This is a genomic window from Agromyces zhanjiangensis (genome assembly GCF_040496055.1).
GTDB classification, from domain to species: domain Bacteria; phylum Actinomycetota; class Actinomycetes; order Actinomycetales; family Microbacteriaceae; genus Agromyces; species Agromyces zhanjiangensis.
Window position 1 is genome coordinate 101,216 of the sequence record NZ_JBEPKB010000006.1, and the last position, 15,919, is coordinate 117,134.

Sequence of the window (15,919 nt, forward strand, 5' to 3'; positions counted from 1 at the left end):
CTGCGACCCCGGCCGGACCGGAACCGCGAGTCAGGTCGCCGGGGCCGCCGCCTCGGGCACGTCCACCGCATCCGCTCCGGTCTCGGCCGCGAACTCGTCGTGCCGGTCCCGCGTGCGGAACACGAGCCATGCCCACCCGCACCCGACGAGGCTGAAGACCGCGAGCATCGCGTACAGCGGCGTGGTGCCGTACTCCAGGACCATCGGCGTCACCAGTGCGAAGACGGCGGCGGCGAACCGACCGGTCGAGATCACCGCACCCTGCGCGGTCGCCCGCAGGAGGGTCGGGAACTGCTCCTGCGTCCAGACCTTCATGATGCCCTCGAAGGCGAACATGAGCCCCACCGACGAGATCACGACCGAGACGAGGAACGTCGCGAGGTTCATCCCGAAGATCGCGATGACGACCGGCCCGACCACGAGGCACACCGAGCCCACCGTGAAGTACGCGAAGCGCTGCGGCGTGTCGGCGATGCGCATGAACCACACGCCCGCACGCGCACGCGATCCGCCCGGACGGTCCGGATGCCGCGGCGCCGCTCGGTGCGCGCCGCCAGCCACCGCTCGGACTCGGGAACCGTCAGCCGCGCGGCGAGCACGAGCGACGCCATGACGGCGAGGTGCGCGAAGATCACCTCGGCTCCCGGCCGCCCGAGGTCGCCGAGGAATGCGGTGAGCGCCCCGCCGACGACGCCGCCGAGGACCCAGAGCAGGTTCGTGAAGGCCAGCAGCTTGCCCCTGTGGTCGTCGCGCGCCGCTTCGGAGATCGTCGCGAGCGCGACCGGCAGGTCCGCACCCACGCCGAGGCCGAGCAGCAGTGCGGCCCCGACCACGACCGCGAAGTCGCTCGCGACGAAGAGGCCCACCGCCCCGACCACGATGAGGACCATCGTCGCCGTGAACACCGGCCGACGTCCGAGCCGGTCGCCCAGTCGTCCGCCCACGAGCGCACCAGCGGCGATGCCGATGCTGAGCGCGCCGGCCGCGAGGCCGATCTCACGAGCCGCGAGTGCCAGGTCGTCGCCGTAGATCACGACGGCGGCCGCGAAGCCCGCGATCGCGAGCGCATCCACGTACGAGGCCATGCCGGCGACGACGGCCACCCACCACGGATGGACCCGCCAGGTGGACGCACGGCCCCGCACCACGGCGGAACTCTACGCCCGCGGTGCGCGCAGCGCTGACCCCCGCTCGGGTGCGATACGCGCCCGTCAGGTGGACGCGCCGTCGGTGCAGCGCACCTGGTCGATCCAGCCGAACTCCCGGTCGTCGTTGCCGAACACGACCGGCACGGCCTCGTCGGCGCGCACGTCGGACACGAGTCGCGTCTCCGTCTCGTCCGCGACCCACGAGTCGGCGTCGTCGTTGAAGACGAGCGTCACCTCGAGCTCGTCGCAATCGGCCTCGGTGAACAGCGCCATCTGCCAGCAGCCCTCCACGAAGCCGATCGCGCACCGGTCGTCGTAGCGCCCGTCCCAGTACATCTCGAGCGCGGAGGCGAAGTCGTACCCCGTCTCGTACGGCTCGTAGCGTTCGACCTCGCCGCCGACCGCACCGGGCGCAGCCGGTTCGAACGAGTCGGCCGACTCGGCGATGGTCGTCTCGGCGACGCCGCGCACGAGGCCGTACAGGCCGATGCCGCCCGCGACGAGCAACGCGACCGCGACGACCCCGCCGGCGACGATGCCGGCGACCGCTCCCCCGGAGAGCCGGCGACGCGGCGCCGCCGCCCTCGGGTCCGCCGCACGGGCGGTGGGCGATGCCAGTTCCTCGACGAGCACCGCTCGTGCGCGGCCGAGCGTGTCCCGCCACGCCTCGGCCGCCCGGCGGCCGTCGACGTCGGGGTACCGGGACGGATGCCGCAGCCACATCTCGCGCTGGTAGGCGGCATCGATCAGCTCGAGCGACAGCGGCGCATCGGGCGGGATCTGGAGGGTCGTTCGAGCGAGGATCGGGTCCACAGCGCGATCATAGGGACCACGGCCGACGTGCGGCGCCCGCCCCCTGCGCCGCGCTGCCATCCGAGACCCGATCGATACGTCGGGCGGCCCGAGCGGATGCTGGCCGCGCGCGGCGGGTCCGCGATAGCGTGGCGGCGACGGGCGCATCGCGGCGGCCGACGGAGAACGGAGCACGGTATGGCGACTCGACCAGGCGGCGTCACCCTCGTCGCGGTCCTGGCATGGATCTCGGGACTGCTGCAGATCATCGGCGGCGTCCTCACGCTCACGGGCGGCGGCTCGGCGGCGACCGGGTGGACGCAGATCGTGATCGGCGCGATCACGTTCCTCGTCAGCCTCGGGTTGTTCCGCGGCAGCAACGGGGCCCGCATCCTCGTCACGATCGTGTTCGTGCTCAACCTGATCACGGCCGTGTGGGCGATGATCGCGGTTCCCGCGGTGTTCTGGCCCGCACTGGTGGCCGCGCTCGTCGCGCTCATCGGGCTCCTGCTGCTGTACACGCGGCCGGCGAACGAGTTCTTCCGGAGCTGACCGCGGCGGTCGCATGCCGCCCGGCGCATGCGTGCTCGCATAGGGTTGCCGGATGCTCCGACGACTCGTCTCCCGCGTCTACTGGGCCGTCAGCAGGTGGTCCCTCGCGGGCGAGTCCGCCCCGGGCCGACCGTCCGTGCTGATCGGCGCCCCGCACACGTCCAACTGGGACTTCGTCCTCATGCTCGCGATCGCATGGCACTACGGCATCGACGTGCGCTGGCTCGGGAAGAAGAGCCTGTTCAAGGGATGGCGCGGTCCGATCATGCGCCGGCTCGGCGGCATCGCCGTCGATCGCGATGATCCGAGCCGGGTCGTCGGCGAGGTCGTGGACAGGATCCGCGCGGGCGAGGTGTTCGGGCTCGTCGTGACCCCGGACGGCACGCGCGGTTCGAACGCGTACTGGAAGTCGGGCTTCTACCGCATCGCCCGGGAGACCGGCATGCCCGTGACGCTCGGATTCGTCGACCGCACGAGCATGACGACGGGCCTCGGGCCGACGTTCGAGCTCACGGGGAACGTCGCCGCCGACATGGACCGCATCCGGGCGTTCTACGCCGACAAGGCGGGCGTGCGTCCCGAACTCCGCACCGAGCCGCGCCTCCGGAACGAGCCGACCGAGGACACCGCGACGGGCCTCGGCTGAGCGATCGCCCGCGCCGCCATCCCCGCGCCCGGTTCACTCCTCGAGCCGGAATCCCACCTTCAGCGTGACCTGGAAGTGCGCGACGCCGCCGTCCTCGACGACGCCACGGGTCGAGACGACCTCGAACCAGTCGACGTGGCGCAGCGTCGAGGTCGCTCGCGAGATGGCGTTGCGGATCGCGGTGTCGGTGCCCTCGTGCGAACTCCCGACGATCTCGGTGACGCGGTAGACGTGATCGCTCATGTGCCTCGGCTCCCCCTCCCGCACCGGCGCGGGTTGCCTCGACCCTAGCCCGATCGCCGGTGCGCCGACAGGTCGGCGGTGCGAGGGGCGCCGACCCTAGTCCGTCGAGAAGTCGAGTCGCTCGTCGGCGATCGCGACGACCGACCACGCACCGCCGTCGGCGTCGGTGAACTCGTACGCCGGGACGACCAGCACGCTGCCGTCCGCCTGCCACTGGCTGGCGAGCCCGAGCCGTGCCTCGACGATGTCGACGTCGTTCACCGGCCACGACAGCGCGGAGCCCGGCGAGGGGACGGCCGGCGGCTCGGTCGGTGGCACCCATTCGGCGACGTCGTCCGTCACGTGCTCTCGCACCGCGAACGGCATGATCGTCATCTGCGCGCCGAACCGCGGGTCGGAGAGCCGCTCGAACGCCTCCTGCTCGCTGACGACCGGGTACTCGCCGAGCGGGACGAGCTCGGCGAGCGCGCCGTAGGCGCTGTACAGGCCGTCGTCGGTGACCTCGACCGACCAGCCGGTGTCGACGCGCTGCCCGTCGACGACGGGCCAGGCGGACGCCGTGCGGGTGACGGCACCCTCCCAGGTCTCGGACGAGAACTCGTAGGCGCCGGGGTCGCGGCCCGCCGACGCGAGGAGTCCCCGCAGGGTCTCGATCGCGGCATCCTCGCTCGGGAGGCCGCCCGTCGGCTCGCACACGTCGGTGCCGACCTCGCAGGCCCACGGGTCCCTGCCGGGATCGGAGTACGAGAAGCTCATCGTGCCGTCGAGGGACACCCACAGCGTCGGCGCGGTGCCGTCCTGCGGGCCGACCGTCCAGGCTCCGTCCGCGAGCACGGGCTCCCCCTCGACGCCGAGCGCCGCGGCGAGTTCCGAGACGTCGGCTGCGTCGGATGCGGCGGGCGCGTCGAACGCGTACGCGGCGGCCGCGCCGGCGGTGTTCGACAGCCCGCTCGCGTGGAAGGCGTTGCGACCGAAGCCGGAGGGGTACGACAGGTCGGCGGCGCCCGGTCCGGCCATCCGCTGGTCGACGAACCCCGGTTCGATGACAGCCCCCTCGGTGGTGCCGGCGCCGGCCTGACCCTGCAGCGAGATCGGCGGGGCCGCGGCATCCGCGAGGTTCGTCGGCTGGCCGGTGGCCGCCCCGACGCCGTAGCCGACTGCGCCGACGACCGCGAGGGAGGCTGCGACGGCGGCGACGGGCACCCAGCGCGGGCGCCGTCGGGCGCGTTCGGCATCGAGGTCGGCGACGGGAGAGTCGGCGGATGCAGCGGCATCCGTCGATCCGGATCCAGTCGCTGCCTGAGCCTCCGCCGACTCGGCCGCGGCCCGAGCGACGACCTCGTCGGCGAAGCCCTCGCGCGGTTCGACCGCGGCGGCCGGATCGGCGGCCCGCAGCTGCTCCACCGGATCGCGGCGGTCCTCGTCGTCACGCATGTCGCTCACCCTCGTTTCCCTTCCTGCCGGACTGTCTCACCCATGCATGTGTGCCACGACGGCGGAACCTTGCACGGGTCAGAACGACAGCCGCTCGCCCCACGCGTCACGGAGTCGCTTGCGGGCACGCGAGAGCGCGGCATCCGCGCCGGACCGCGAGATGCCGAGCACCTGCGCGAGCTCCTCGCCGTCGAGGCCCTCCCAGGCGTGGAGCAGGATGATCTGCCGGTCGCGTTCGCCGATGCTCGCGAGGGCGCCGCGGAGCTCGGCGTCGAAGAGCGCGCTGAGCTCGGGGTCCTCGTCGACGCGCGAGGTGCCCGCGTCGGGCAGGTGCTCGACCGGGAGGTCGACGAGCTTGCGGCGATGGTTGGCGAGCGTGAAGCCCGCCGTGCGGTACAGCCACGGCAGCACGGCCTCGCGCGGGACGTCGTCGCGTCGACGCCAGGCCGTCGCGAACACCTCGGCGGCGAGGTCCTCGGCGTCCTGGCGCGGACCGCGCCGCGCGAAGTACTTCACGAGCGCGGTCGAATGCTCGTGCACGACGCCGGTGAACCAGGCGAGTCCGTCGTCGCGCGCCGGCATCGCCGGCGGTTCGGCGGCGTCGGGCATCGCCACCCCCTGGGTCGTGTCGGCGTCTTCGGCGTCGGTGCTGGCGATCCTCACGCCCTGCATGTGTCGCGATTGGTGCGAGTCTTGCACGCGGCGGGGAATGGGGAGGTCACGGAATCATCGCGATCGCGCGCAGCACGGCTCGGCGGCACCCGAGATGCGAAAACACCCCCGGACAGCCTGAAAGGCCTCGGCGTCTGTCGACTCGTCGGGGCCTTTCTATGCCGGAGCGTCCTCCGGTGGTGAACACGATTCTACGCCGCTCGGGACGGGATGCAAGAGTTCCCTGACGTTTGCTCATGTTTGTTTGCCGGCAGTTCCGCGATCACGATCGCCGAACCGTCGCGCCGCGAACGAGGATGAGTCCGGGGACTGCCGGACAGCGCGCGACGGGCGTAGCCTCTGGGCGGCGCCGTCGTCTGCGTCGATCTCCAGCACGAGGAAGTGGTGTGACATGGCCATCAAGGTGATCATCGAGATGAAGGCCCAGCCCGGCCGGCGGGACGAGATCAAGCGCCTGCTCGACGACCTGGTCGCCACGCGCGGGCGCGGGCGACGCGGGTTCCTCGGCAGCGTCCGGTACGAGGTGCTCGACGACCCCGACGTGCTCGTCGAGATCGCCGACTGGGACTCGGTCGAGGCTCGGATGGAGCACCTGGAGGACGCGATGGCGACGAACGCGTTCGGTCCGCTGGCGGAGCTCATGGCCGAGCCGTTCCGCGTGATGGTGGTCAGTCCGCTCGAGTGACGTCGGCCGTCATCGCACGCTCGCGCGCTCGGTTTCCCGGCGCCCATCCCGAGCTGGGCGTCGTAGCCCGCCGCAGGCGCGCGCCGACGATCGATCAGCACTCCCCGTGATCACGAAGAACGAGCCGCGGATCTCTCGTGCGAGCTTCGAGCGCTGCCTGGCGAACTTGAACTCGGCGGCCAGCTCCGCCGGCACCTCCATGCCCTGCGAGAGCACGGTCGAGACCTCCGTGACGTCGACGAGGTCCGTCATCGGCGCCTTCCTCTCAGCCGGGCGTCCGAAGCATACGGCGGACCCCCAGATGGGGCCTATCCGCGACGGGACGGCAGTCGTAGCGTGTGCCGCAGTTCCACTCGTGACCGTTCGAACGGTGGGAGAGGGGTGCGATGATGCGCACGACATGGCGGAATGCCGTCCGGGCGGGCTTCGCCGGAGGAGCGATCATCGCCCTCCTGCTCGGAGGCGGCGCGGCGCTCGCGGCCCCGGGAGGCAACTCGGGAGGCAAGCCCGGCGGCAACGCGGGCGGCAGCGGATGGCCCGTCGCCGGGGGCGACCGGGAGAACACGCGGTACGCGGCATCCGAGAAGAAGATCTCCGCGACGAACGTCGACGGGCTCTCCGTCAGATGGGTGTTCACGACCGAAGGCAACGTCTCGGCGACGCCCGCCGTCGACGCGACGCAGGTGTACGTCCCCGACGCAGCCGGCAACCTGTTCGCCGTCGATCGCGCGACGGGCCAGCAGGTGTGGTCCGCGAAGATCAGCTCGTACACCGGCGTCCCGGGCGATACGGCCATCGCGACGCCGGCGGTGACCGACACCGCCCTGGTCTTCGGGAACCAGGGTCCGTTCGGCGGCGGGGGCGGCGAGGTGCTCGCGGTCGACAAGGCGACCGGCGAACTGCTGTGGAGCACGGAGGTCGAGGACCACCCCACGGCGATGATCACGCAAGCGGCGACGGTGTTCGACGGTGTCGTATACGTCGGCACCGACTCGATCGAGCCCTACTACGCCGGGGTGCTTCCGAACTACCCCTGTTGCAGCTTCCGCGGGAGCCTCGTCGCGCTCGACCTCGCGACCGGTGCGATCCTCTGGAAGACCTACATGGCGGACGTCGGCTACCCGGGGGCGGCCGTGTGGGGAAGCTCGCCGGCGATCGATGCCAAGCGCAAGTCGGTCTACATCGCGACCGGCAGCAACTCCGACCTGCCGGACGACGTGCTCTCCTGCGTGCAGGCTGCGGGCGAGGACGCGAACGCCCAACGCGCCTGCATACCGGCCGACGACCTGTTCGACTCCATCGTCGCCCTCGACCTCCGGACCGGAGCGATCAAGTGGGTCACCCGGACGCTGCCGTTCGACGCGTGGAACTTCGCGTGCATCCCCGGTCTCGGTGACGGCGTCAACTGCCCCGAGCCGCACGGCCCGGGTCACGACTTCGGGCAGGCGCCGATGCTCTTCACGGCGAAATCCGGCCGCGACAAGGGCGTGGAGACGCTCGGCGTCGGCCAGGAGAGCGGCCAGTTCTGGGCACTCGATCCCGCGACCGGCGCCATCCGGTGGATCACCCAGGCGGGTCCCGACGGCACGTTCGGCGGCATGGAGTGGGGATCGGCCACCGACGGGTCGCAGGTCTACACCGCGAACGCCAACAGCAACCGGATCCCGTACCTCGAGTCGACGGACGGCGTGTGGAGCGCGCTCGATGCGCGGACCGGCCAGATCCGCTGGCAGACCAGGCCGACGTACGGCGGATCGACCGCCGGACCGGTGACGACGGCGAACGGCGTCGTGTTCGGGTGCGCGCTCGACCAGCTCGGCCACATGTACGCGCTGAACGCGGCGACCGGCGAGGTGGTCTGGGCGTTCGAGAGCGGCGGGTCCTGCATCTCGGGCGCGGCGATCTCGAACGGGACCGTGTACTGGGGATCCGGGTACGACTACTTGGGCCTCGGCATGCCCAACGCCAAGCTGTACGCGTTCGGCCTCGACTGACCATCGAGCCACCTCCCGCCGGTACGAACCGGCGGGAGGGTTCGTGGGGGCGTCAGCGCATGGCCGGAGCGGCGAGGAACGCCCGTACGCGCGAGATGAGCAGTGCGGATGCCTCGGGGTCGTACTCGTCGAGCGAGGCGTCAGCGAACAGGTGCTGATCCCCTGGATAGAGGAACAGCTCGGCGTCGGCGGCGGCGACGACGAGTTCGCGCGCGGCGGGAAGGTCCTCGTCGAAGAACTCGTCGCCCTCCTTGCCGTGGATCTGCACCGGCACACCCTCGGGCCACGCCCCGCCGAACTCGGAGACGGGGAGGCACGAGTACATCAGCAGCGCCCCGCGCGCGCCCGGCCGCGTCTGCGCGAGCGCCTGCGCGATCGTCACGCCGAATGAGAAGCCGGCGTAGACGAGAGCGGGGCCGAGTCCGTCGGCGGCGGCCCTGCCACGCTCCCGGATCGCGTCGAATCCCGCCTCGCGCGCGAACGCGAAGCCGTCGTCGATGCGGTCGAACGTGTGCCCGTCGAAGAGGTCGGGCACGTGCACCGTGTGGCCGTCCCCTCGCAGCTCGTCGGCGAAGGCCCGGACGCCGTCGGTCAGGCCCTGGATGTGGTGGTACAGCAGGACTTCGGCCATCGTCAGCGGTCCTCTCGACTCAATGATCGACTCTCTTCGAACATTCCGCGATGCTAGTCTGATCGACCATGGCGGACAACCCCCCTGACTACGAGCTGGCGGATCGGATCGTGCTGACCCGGCCGGCCCAGGTGCAGGCCATCGGCCATCCGCTCCGCACGACGATCCTCCAGCTCCTCCACGAGCGGGCGGCCACCGTCACCGAGCTCGCGACCGCCGTCGGGCGCCCCAAGAGCACGGTTGCACACCATGTCGAGGTCCTCGCCCGCAACGACCTGCTCCGAGTGGTGCGAACGAGGAAGGTGCGCGCGATCGAGGAGCGCTTCTACGGGCGGACCGCCCGCATGTTCACCATCGCGCTCGAGCAGCCGCCGGGCGACCACGCCACGACGGGCGACTTCAACGACTTCGAGGTGGCGGCACGCGAATCCGCAGGCGCCTTCGAGCAGGGTCTGCTCTGGGGATTCATCCGCCATGCGCGGATCACCGACGAGCAGGCGTCGCAGTTCTGGGAGCGGATGGCGGAACTCGTCGACGAATTCGACCGGATGCCGCGTTCCGGCGACACCACGTACGGATTCGCGATCGGCATCTACCCCACGGACCACCCGAGGCTGCCGGCAGACGTTCTCAACCCCTCCAGGGATCGATGACGTCGACCCCGGTGTCGGCGAAGTCCTTCACGTTCCGCGTCGCGCACGCCGCGCCGTTGGCGAGGCAGATCGCCGCGATCTGAGCATCGGCCATGCTGATCGGCCGTCCCGCATGTTCACGATCCGACAGCACGTCCGCGTACCGGTGAGCCGCGCGCTCGTCGAACGCGAGAACGGACCGGGAATCCCGGTAGGGCTGAAGTGCCGCATCGATCGCCATCTCGAGTTCGCTCCGACGCCGGCCGCCGGGAAGGCGGCGGACCCCGGCGAACAGTTCGGCGAGGGTGATCGTCGTGATTGCGACCTCGCCGGTCAGAGTTGCCAGCCACGAGACGACGCGAGCATCGGGCTGCGGCCGGAACAACTCCGAGATCACGTTGGTGTCGAGGACGATCACTCGAAGTCCACGGCTCTCGCTTCGTCCTCGCGGCCCGGCACCACGAGATCATCGACGCCACCGATGGCGCGCGCCGCCTCGAACAGTGCGATGCCGATGTGCGGACGGCTGACCGCGCGGCTGAGGATGTCACGCACCTCGGCTTCCATCGAGCGCCCATGCTCGCGAGCCAGACGCGCGAGTTGGAGCTTGACGGCGTCATCGAGACCTCTGACGACGATCGATGCCACCCTGTCCACCCCTCGTTTGATATCAGTCATGATATCACTCAGCCGATCATGTAGACCATGCCGCGACCGTCGACCGCGAGACCGGTGACGAAGTCGCGCGCACTGCGCAGGTAGTGCAGGACATACCCGTCGACGTCCGAGTCGGCTTCGGCCCCCTCGACCGCAACTCGACGCTCGGATTCCGCCCTCGCCAGCCGATCGAGATCGTCTCGGATCGCCGGCACTTCTTGCGGCAGAATCGTGCGGACCCAGGCATCCCAGCCGTCCGAATGATGAGTGACACGCCCCTCGAACATCCGAAACGCGGCACGAGGGCGGTCGCGGATCGCTGGCGCCGTCATCGCCTGGAGCGCCGACCACGCCTTGTCGAGGTACAGCATGTCGCGGCGCGGCAAAGCCTGTGCGAACGTCGGAGTACCGACCGAGGCGTGCGGTTGCATGCCCCATGCATCGGCCAACGGGTCGCTCGAAAGGATGCGGCGCGGGTCGTCGAGTGCCACCTGCGTGTCAGCGGCGTCGTACGCGTACGCGTAATACCTGATTCCCATCCACGCATCGTCGCCTGGGCAGTGAACGCGCGCGGAACCGGGTCTCGATCGGAAGAAGGATCGGCCGGTCCCGCCGCTGTGGAGGAGGCCAGGCCGGCCGGGCACTCACACGTTGAAGCGGAACTCCACGACGTCGCCGTCCTGCATGACGTAGTCCTTGCCCTCCATGCGGGCCTTGCCCTTCGCCCGCGCCTCGGCGACCGAACCCGTCTCGACGAGGTCGTCGAACGAGATGACCTCGGCCTTGATGAAGCCCTTCTCGAAGTCGGTGTGGATGACGCCGGCCGCCTGCGGGGCCTTCCAGCCCTTGCGGATGGTCCACGCGCGCGACTCCTTGGGGCCGGCGGTGAGGTAGGTCTGGAGCCCCAGGGTGTCGAAGCCGACGCGGGCGAGCTGGTCGAGGCCCGACTCCTCCTGGCCGGTCGAGGCGAGCAGCTCCGCCGCGTCGGCCGGGTCGAGGTCGATGAGCTCCGACTCGATCTTGGCGTCGAGGAAGACCGCCTCGGCGGGCGCGACCAGGGCTGCGAGCTCAGCCTTGCGGGCGGCATCCGTCAGCACCGCCTCGTCGACGTTGAAGACGTAGATGAAGGGCTTCGCGGTCAGCAGGCCGAGCTCGGCGATCGGCGCGAGGTCGACCTTCGAGGCCGACAGCGGGATGCCCTTCTGCAGTTCCTCCTGCGCCTCCTTGGCGGCGGCGAGCACCGACGGGTCGAGCTTCTTCCCCTTGACCTCCTTCTCGTAGCGCGTGATCGCGCGCTCGAGGGTCTCGAGGTCGGCGAGGATCAGCTCGGCGTTGATCGTCTCCATGTCGTTCTTCGGGTCGACCCTGCCGTCGACGTGCACGACGTCGGAGTCCTCGAAGCCGCGCACGACCTGCGCGATCGCGTCGGCCTCGCGGATGTTCGCGAGGAACTTGTTGCCGAGGCCCTCGCCCTCGGAGGCGCCCTTCACGATGCCCGCGATGTCGACGAACGACACGGCCGCGGGCAGGATGCGCTCGGATCCGAAGATGCCGGCGAGCGTCTCGAGTCGCGGGTCGGGCAGGTTCACCACGCCGACGTTCGGCTCGATGGTCGCGAACGGGTAGTTCGCCGCGAGCACCGTGTTCTTGGTGAGGGCGTTGAAGAGGGTCGACTTGCCGACGTTCGGGAGTCCGACGATTCCGATGGTGAGTGCCACGGGCGACCAGTCTACCGGGGCAGGGGCACGGGTCCGGTCGGCGCGGAGTCCGCGCGTTCATCGCCCTGACCGGGGACATCCCGCCCCAGGTCCACGGCGGCCGGCTCGATCGGGACGCGCGTCGGCCGTGGCGACCGCACCGTCAGGTAGACGCCGACGAGCACGACCACGCCGCCGACGATCGCGGCCGGGTCGATCGGCCGTCCGAGCAGGAGCGCGATGATGACCGTGAAGACCGGCAGCAGGTTGAGGAACACGCCGGAGCGCGCGGGCCCGAGGCTCGCCGAACCGGCGTTCCAGAGCGCGTAGCCGGCGACGGACGGCAGCAGCACGATGTAGGCGACCGCGAGCGTGCCGCCGAGGTCGGACGGCACCGTGAGCCCGGTGAACGCGATGACCGGCAGCATCGTGACCGTGGCGAACACGGCCTGCAACGCGGTCGCCGTGATCGGCGGGGTCGTCAGGCGGCGGGCGATGATCGAGTACACGGTCCACGCGATCACCGCGCCGAGGACGAGCAGGTCACCCGCCCCGAATCCCTGCGAGAACGCCGTGACCGGATTCCCGCCCGTGAGCACGACGGCGACCCCGGCGAACGCGAGCACGATGCCGAGGCCCTGCGACCGCGACATCCGCTCGGCCAGCAGGACCGCCGCGCCGAGCGCGATCGTCGCCGGGTTGATCGCACTGATGACGGATGCCGTCACCGACCCGGTCATGCCGATCCCCGCGTAGAGCAGCAGCGCGTACCCGGTCAGGCCGAAGACCGACTGCACGAGGTGCCAGCGCCACTCCCGCGCTGCGGCGCGCCAGTCGGGACGCTCCGCGATCCACGCCACCGCGACGAGCGGGAGGGCCGCGAGCGACCATCGCCAGAACGTCAACGACACCGGGTCGACCTGCTCGGAGATGACCGCTGAGAACACGAAGTTCCCCGCCCAGAACAGGTTGGCGAGGGAGAGCAGGAGGAACGCGCGGCGACGTGGCACCGGGGAATGCTACGGCCTCGGTGGCTGTGCGGACGCCGTGAGCCGGAACCGTGACCCGACCTGCGGTTTCGCGGCGACTCTCGCGCCGGTCGGCCGCTGCTCGTGCGACGCGCAATCCGGGTCGACTCGAACTCGGTGCTCACCCTGAGGCGGCGCCGTGACCCGCCACGTAGCCTCCCTCTGCGGGCGCCCACTCGGGCGCCCGATGTCTGCACGGCGAACGCGCCGTCGAATTGGGGGAAACGGATGCCGCAGGACCGACGCGTCGTCGCAGGAGCCGCCGCAGTGGCGCACCTGCAGGCCGAGCTCACGCCGATCGTGACGGTGGGGTCGACCGCGACGCTCACGGTCCGGCTGGTGCGAGCGGATGCCACGGCCTCGGCCGACGAGCCGACCCCGGTCGACGGGGACGCGGGCCGGATCGTCGCGGGCGGCCCGGTCACCGTGACCGTCGTGCCCCGCGGCCTGCGCTTCCTCGTGGGCGCGCGGCGCAGCCGCCTGGTCCGGCTTCCCGCCGCGACGTCCGCGGAGGCCCGCTTCACGATGCTCGCCGTCGATCGTGGTCCCGCCGAGGTGACGGTGCTCGTGCGCGGCGAGGGCGAGCTGCCGCTCGCGACGGTCCGGCTGACGAGCGAGGTCGTCGGCTCCGACGACCACGACCAGGCCGGCCTGGCGCGCGCCTCCGCGCGGATCGCCGAGGCCGATCCGCTGATCACCTGCCGGCCGACCCTGCGCATCGACGAGGAGGTCGCCCGTGGCCGCGCGATCCTCCATGCCGCCCTGTGCGTCGGCGGGGAGGCGCACCGCTTCCGCATCCGCCTCTCGGACAAGGCCCGGCTCGTCGACGAGGTACGAGCCTCGCTCGCACGAGCGAAGGACGCCGGCGCAGGACTGCCCGGGACCGAGCGCGCGGACGCGGTCGAGCGCGGACTGCGCGAGGTCGGCGCCCGGCTCGCGGACCGGCTGCTCGATCGGCGCGCACGCGACCTGCTGTGGGCGCACCGGAGCGAGCTCGACGGACTCGTCGTCCAGACGACCGGCGAGACCGAACTGCCCTGGGAGCTGCTCGTCGTGCGCCGCCCGGGGTCCGCCCCGACGGAGTCGGACCCGTTCCTCGGCCAGTTCGGGCTCACCCGCTGGCTGTACGACGTCGCGCCTCCGGCCGCGGTGCGACTGTCGACGACGACGGATGCCGCGGCCCCGCGCCCCGCGACGGCGATCGCCTCCGCATCGGTCGTCGCGCTCGGTTCCGACGACGGCGCGCCCGAGCGTGCCGCGGCCGCGATGCGCAACGGCGCGGGCGTCGTCGTCGAGTGCGGAGGCAGCGGCGGACGCAGCGCCCTCTCCGAGACGTTCCTCGAGACCTTCTCCGCCGCGCTCGCCGACGGCTCTCCCGTCGACCGTGCGTCGCGCCGGGCTCGCGAGGCGGCCCGCGCGGCGGGTGAGGCGTGCGCGATCGCGTACGCGGTCTACGGGCACCCGGACGCGCGGGCGAAGGCGGCCTGACCTCGCCGGATCAGCCCCGGATGCTCCGGAAGCAGTGCGTCACGTACGGGATCGCGAGTTCATCGGCGCCCGCGATGTCCGGATGCGTGACGAGCAACGTCTCGACGGCCGCGATCACCGCACGCTGCTCGTCGGGCGGCGACGTCAGCCAGTGGCTGCGCGAACGCACCAGGTCGAGGAACCTCGCGCGCGACATCCGCTCGACCCACTCGACCCGGTGCGACTCGACGGGGCCGAACGGGCCGCCGACGCGGACGTAGGAGGCGACCGACGCCGAGGCGTCGTGCCGCTCGTGGATGATCTCCCCCGCCTCGCGGAGCCAGTCCGCGCTCGTGTCGCGGCTGTTCCAGGCGAGTCCGAGCACACCGCCCCGACGGAGCACCCGAGCGATCTCCGGCACGGCGCGCTCGCGCTGGAACCAGTGCCACGCCTGGCCCGCGACGACCGCATCGACCGAGTCGTCCTCGACGGGCAGGTCCTCCGCGGTGCCCAGGATGCGCGGAACGCCGGGCACGCGGACCTCGAGCTCCTCGAGCATCTCCTCGACCGGGTCGACCGCGAGGACGTCGCGGTCGAGCGCGACGAGCGCCTCGGTCAGGCGCCCGGTGCCCGCACCGAGGTCGAGCACGCGGCGGGCGTCGCCCACGAGCCATTCGACGGCTTCGAGCGGGTACCCGGGCCGGGCCGCCCCGTACACGGGCGCCACGGCGCCGAACGATCGCGCCGCACGGCGCGTGTCCGGGTCGGCCGGGTCGGCGACCAGCCCGCCGCGCACGCCCGCCGCCGTGTCGTCCTCGCCAGCCATCTCCCACCCCCGGATGCCGCCCACCGCACATTCCACGCCACGCGGGCACGCGCGTCAATGGCCGGGGCGCGCGGCGCGCCGGACAGGTCGGCGGCGGCGTCGGCGGCGCGTGCGAGGATGCCGCCGTGCCAGTGAGCTTCACAGCGATCGACTTCGAGACCGCCAACCCCTCCGCCGCTTCCGCGTGCTCGATCGGACTGGTGAAGGTCGTCGACGGCCGGGTCGTCGAGCGGGAGCACCGCTACATCCGCCCGCCGTTCCCGTACGGGGAGTTCTCGCCCTGGAACGTGCGGATCCACGGCATCACGCCCGACCTGGTGGAGCGCGCCGACGACTGGCGGGTGCACCTGCCGTTCCTCCGCGAGTTCGCCGGCGACGACTGGCTCGTCGCGCACAACGCCGGATTCGACATGGGCGTCATCCGGGCGACGTCCGAGGCGCTCGGCCTCGAGGTGCCCGACTTCCGGTACGTGTGCAGCCTCCAGATCGCCCGGCGGACCTACCACCTCGACTCGTACCGGCTGACGTCGGCAGCGGCGGCCGCCGGCTTCGACGACTTCGCGCACCACGACGCGCTGGCCGACGCGGAGGCCTGCGCCGCGATCGTCGTGCACGCCGCGAAGCGGCACGACGCCGGCGACCTCGAACGGCTCGCCCACGTGACGCGGGTGCGGGTCGGGGCGATCGGCGCGACGGCCTCGCGCGCGCAGGCCGGCCTGCACGGCCCGATGGCGCTCCAGTAGGCTCCGACCGTCCTCGTCGTCCGGGTCGGGCGGCCTGCCGGGTCGCCTCGCGACGGATGTCGGGGGCCGCTG

At 71.6% G+C, this 15,919-nt stretch carries 20 protein-coding genes and 1 pseudogene; 7 read left to right on the top strand and 14 right to left on the bottom strand.

Going from position 1 to position 15,919, the window contains the following annotated elements; translation table 11 throughout:
- Window positions 1-30 precede the first annotated feature (30 nt).
- The 3 genes from ABME02_RS12610 to ABME02_RS12620 form a co-directional block, all read right to left on the bottom strand.
- Window positions 31-420: an MFS transporter gene (locus ABME02_RS12610; RefSeq protein ID WP_353815691.1), complete on the bottom strand. Its 390-nt coding sequence runs from the start codon at window positions 418-420 to the stop codon at window positions 31-33.
- Window positions 384-1,148, bottom strand: a complete 765-nt coding sequence (locus tag ABME02_RS12615) for an MFS transporter (protein ID WP_353815692.1) — start codon at window positions 1,146-1,148, stop codon at window positions 384-386. Before ABME02_RS12615 ends, ABME02_RS12610 begins: the two co-directional genes overlap by 37 nt.
- Window positions 1,149-1,211: 63 nt before the next feature.
- Window positions 1,212-1,961 (bottom strand): hypothetical protein, encoded by a 750-nt coding sequence (locus ABME02_RS12620; protein ID WP_353815693.1) that lies wholly within the window; start codon window positions 1,959-1,961, stop codon window positions 1,212-1,214.
- 177 nt (window positions 1,962-2,138) lie between these two features.
- Between ABME02_RS12620 and ABME02_RS12625 the strand changes: the two genes are divergently transcribed.
- Window positions 2,139-2,492 (top strand): hypothetical protein, encoded by a 354-nt coding sequence (locus ABME02_RS12625; protein WP_353815694.1) that lies wholly within the window; start codon window positions 2,139-2,141, stop codon window positions 2,490-2,492.
- Between the two features lie 52 nt (window positions 2,493-2,544).
- Window positions 2,545-3,138, top strand: coding sequence for a 1-acyl-sn-glycerol-3-phosphate acyltransferase (locus tag ABME02_RS12630; protein WP_353815695.1), 594 nt, complete (start codon window positions 2,545-2,547; stop codon window positions 3,136-3,138).
- 33 nt (window positions 3,139-3,171) lie between these two features.
- Here the strand turns inward: ABME02_RS12630 and ABME02_RS12635 are convergent, their stop codons facing one another.
- The 3 genes from ABME02_RS12635 to ABME02_RS12645 form a co-directional block, all read right to left on the bottom strand.
- Entirely contained in the window at window positions 3,172-3,381 is a 210-nt protein-coding gene (locus ABME02_RS12635) for a dodecin (protein ID WP_353815696.1), read from the bottom strand.
- Window positions 3,382-3,477: 96 nt separating this feature from the next.
- Complete coding sequence (locus ABME02_RS12640; protein ID WP_353815697.1) at window positions 3,478-4,824, bottom strand: hypothetical protein; 1,347 nt, start codon at window positions 4,822-4,824, stop codon at window positions 3,478-3,480.
- Between the two features lie 69 nt (window positions 4,825-4,893).
- On the bottom strand, window positions 4,894-5,478 hold the full coding sequence (locus ABME02_RS12645) for an RNA polymerase sigma factor (RefSeq protein ID WP_353815698.1): 585 nt from the start codon (window positions 5,476-5,478) through the stop codon (window positions 4,894-4,896).
- 400 nt (window positions 5,479-5,878) lie between these two features.
- Between ABME02_RS12645 and ABME02_RS12650 the strand changes: the two genes are divergently transcribed.
- Window positions 5,879-6,172: a putative quinol monooxygenase gene (locus ABME02_RS12650; RefSeq protein ID WP_353815699.1), complete on the top strand. Its 294-nt coding sequence runs from the start codon at window positions 5,879-5,881 to the stop codon at window positions 6,170-6,172.
- 102 nt (window positions 6,173-6,274) lie between these two features.
- Here ABME02_RS12650 and ABME02_RS12655 read toward each other — a convergent pair.
- Window positions 6,275-6,385 (bottom strand): annotated as a pseudogene (locus ABME02_RS12655) (DUF8821 family protein); the annotation flags it as partial.
- A gap of 173 nt (window positions 6,386-6,558) precedes the next feature.
- Between ABME02_RS12655 and ABME02_RS12660 the strand changes: the two are divergent.
- The gene (locus ABME02_RS12660; RefSeq protein WP_353815700.1) at window positions 6,559-8,166 is read left to right on the top strand and encodes an outer membrane protein assembly factor BamB family protein; all 1,608 of its coding nucleotides are present in this window, start codon (window positions 6,559-6,561) and stop codon (window positions 8,164-8,166) included.
- A 52-nt stretch (window positions 8,167-8,218) separates the two neighbouring features.
- Here the strand turns inward: ABME02_RS12660 and ABME02_RS12665 are convergent, their stop codons facing one another.
- Entirely contained in the window at window positions 8,219-8,797 is a 579-nt protein-coding gene (locus ABME02_RS12665) for a dienelactone hydrolase family protein (RefSeq protein WP_353815701.1), read from the bottom strand.
- A gap of 68 nt (window positions 8,798-8,865) precedes the next feature.
- Here ABME02_RS12665 and ABME02_RS12670 point away from each other — a divergent pair, with 68 nt between their 5' ends.
- A complete protein-coding gene (locus ABME02_RS12670; RefSeq protein ID WP_353815702.1) occupies window positions 8,866-9,450 on the top strand; it encodes an ArsR/SmtB family transcription factor in 585 nt (194 codons plus the stop codon).
- On the opposite strand, the gene ABME02_RS12675 is transcribed toward ABME02_RS12670, so the two are convergent.
- The 5 genes from ABME02_RS12675 to ABME02_RS12695 form a co-directional block, all read right to left on the bottom strand.
- The gene (locus ABME02_RS12675) at window positions 9,428-9,847 is read right to left on the bottom strand and encodes a type II toxin-antitoxin system VapC family toxin (RefSeq protein WP_353815703.1); all 420 of its coding nucleotides are present in this window, start codon (window positions 9,845-9,847) and stop codon (window positions 9,428-9,430) included. The genes ABME02_RS12670 and ABME02_RS12675 overlap by 23 nt on opposite strands.
- A complete protein-coding gene (locus ABME02_RS12680; RefSeq protein WP_353815704.1) occupies window positions 9,844-10,077 on the bottom strand; it encodes a FitA-like ribbon-helix-helix domain-containing protein in 234 nt (77 codons plus the stop codon). The genes ABME02_RS12675 and ABME02_RS12680 overlap by 4 nt, the downstream gene beginning before the upstream one ends.
- 38 nt (window positions 10,078-10,115) lie before the next feature.
- Entirely contained in the window at window positions 10,116-10,625 is a 510-nt protein-coding gene (locus ABME02_RS12685) for a hypothetical protein (RefSeq protein WP_353815705.1), read from the bottom strand.
- Between the two features lie 105 nt (window positions 10,626-10,730).
- Window positions 10,731-11,804, bottom strand: coding sequence for a redox-regulated ATPase YchF (ychF, locus tag ABME02_RS12690; protein WP_353815706.1), 1,074 nt, complete (start codon window positions 11,802-11,804; stop codon window positions 10,731-10,733).
- A gap of 11 nt (window positions 11,805-11,815) precedes the next feature.
- Window positions 11,816-12,793: a DMT family transporter gene (locus tag ABME02_RS12695; RefSeq protein WP_353815707.1), complete on the bottom strand. Its 978-nt coding sequence runs from the start codon at window positions 12,791-12,793 to the stop codon at window positions 11,816-11,818.
- A gap of 246 nt (window positions 12,794-13,039) precedes the next feature.
- Between ABME02_RS12695 and ABME02_RS12700 the strand changes: the two genes are divergently transcribed.
- A complete protein-coding gene (locus tag ABME02_RS12700; protein WP_353815708.1) occupies window positions 13,040-14,299 on the top strand; it encodes a DUF7363 domain-containing protein in 1,260 nt (419 codons plus the stop codon).
- 10 nt (window positions 14,300-14,309) lie between these two features.
- Here the strand turns inward: ABME02_RS12700 and ABME02_RS12705 are convergent, their stop codons facing one another.
- Window positions 14,310-15,104 carry a class I SAM-dependent methyltransferase gene (locus ABME02_RS12705; RefSeq protein ID WP_353815709.1) on the bottom strand — a complete coding sequence of 265 codons (795 nt, stop codon included), beginning with the start codon at window positions 15,102-15,104 and terminating at the stop codon, window positions 14,310-14,312.
- 125 nt (window positions 15,105-15,229) lie between these two features.
- On the opposite strand from ABME02_RS12705, the gene ABME02_RS12710 reads away from it, so the two are divergent.
- The gene (locus ABME02_RS12710; RefSeq protein ID WP_353815710.1) at window positions 15,230-15,847 is read left to right on the top strand and encodes an exonuclease domain-containing protein; all 618 of its coding nucleotides are present in this window, start codon (window positions 15,230-15,232) and stop codon (window positions 15,845-15,847) included.
- The last annotated feature ends 72 nt before the right edge of the window (window positions 15,848-15,919 follow it).

Coding starts and splice junctions, on each gene's coding strand:
- ABME02_RS12705 (WP_353815709.1), bottom strand. CDS start 15,104: ATGGCTGGCGAGGACGACACGGCGGCGGGCGTGCGCGGCGGGCTGGTC.
- ABME02_RS12685 (WP_353815705.1), bottom strand. CDS start 10,625: ATGGGAATCAGGTATTACGCGTACGCGTACGACGCCGCTGACACGCAG.
- ABME02_RS12625 (WP_353815694.1), top strand. CDS start 2,139: ATGGCGACTCGACCAGGCGGCGTCACCCTCGTCGCGGTCCTGGCATGG.
- ABME02_RS12630 (WP_353815695.1), top strand. CDS start 2,545: ATGCTCCGACGACTCGTCTCCCGCGTCTACTGGGCCGTCAGCAGGTGG.
- ABME02_RS12665 (WP_353815701.1), bottom strand. CDS start 8,797: ATGGCCGAAGTCCTGCTGTACCACCACATCCAGGGCCTGACCGACGGC.
- ABME02_RS12670 (WP_353815702.1), top strand. CDS start 8,866: ATGGCGGACAACCCCCCTGACTACGAGCTGGCGGATCGGATCGTGCTG.
- ABME02_RS12700 (WP_353815708.1), top strand. CDS start 13,040: ATGCCGCAGGACCGACGCGTCGTCGCAGGAGCCGCCGCAGTGGCGCAC.
- ABME02_RS12650 (WP_353815699.1), top strand. CDS start 5,879: ATGGCCATCAAGGTGATCATCGAGATGAAGGCCCAGCCCGGCCGGCGG.
- ABME02_RS12660 (WP_353815700.1), top strand. CDS start 6,559: ATGATGCGCACGACATGGCGGAATGCCGTCCGGGCGGGCTTCGCCGGA.
- ABME02_RS12635 (WP_353815696.1), bottom strand. CDS start 3,381: ATGAGCGATCACGTCTACCGCGTCACCGAGATCGTCGGGAGTTCGCAC.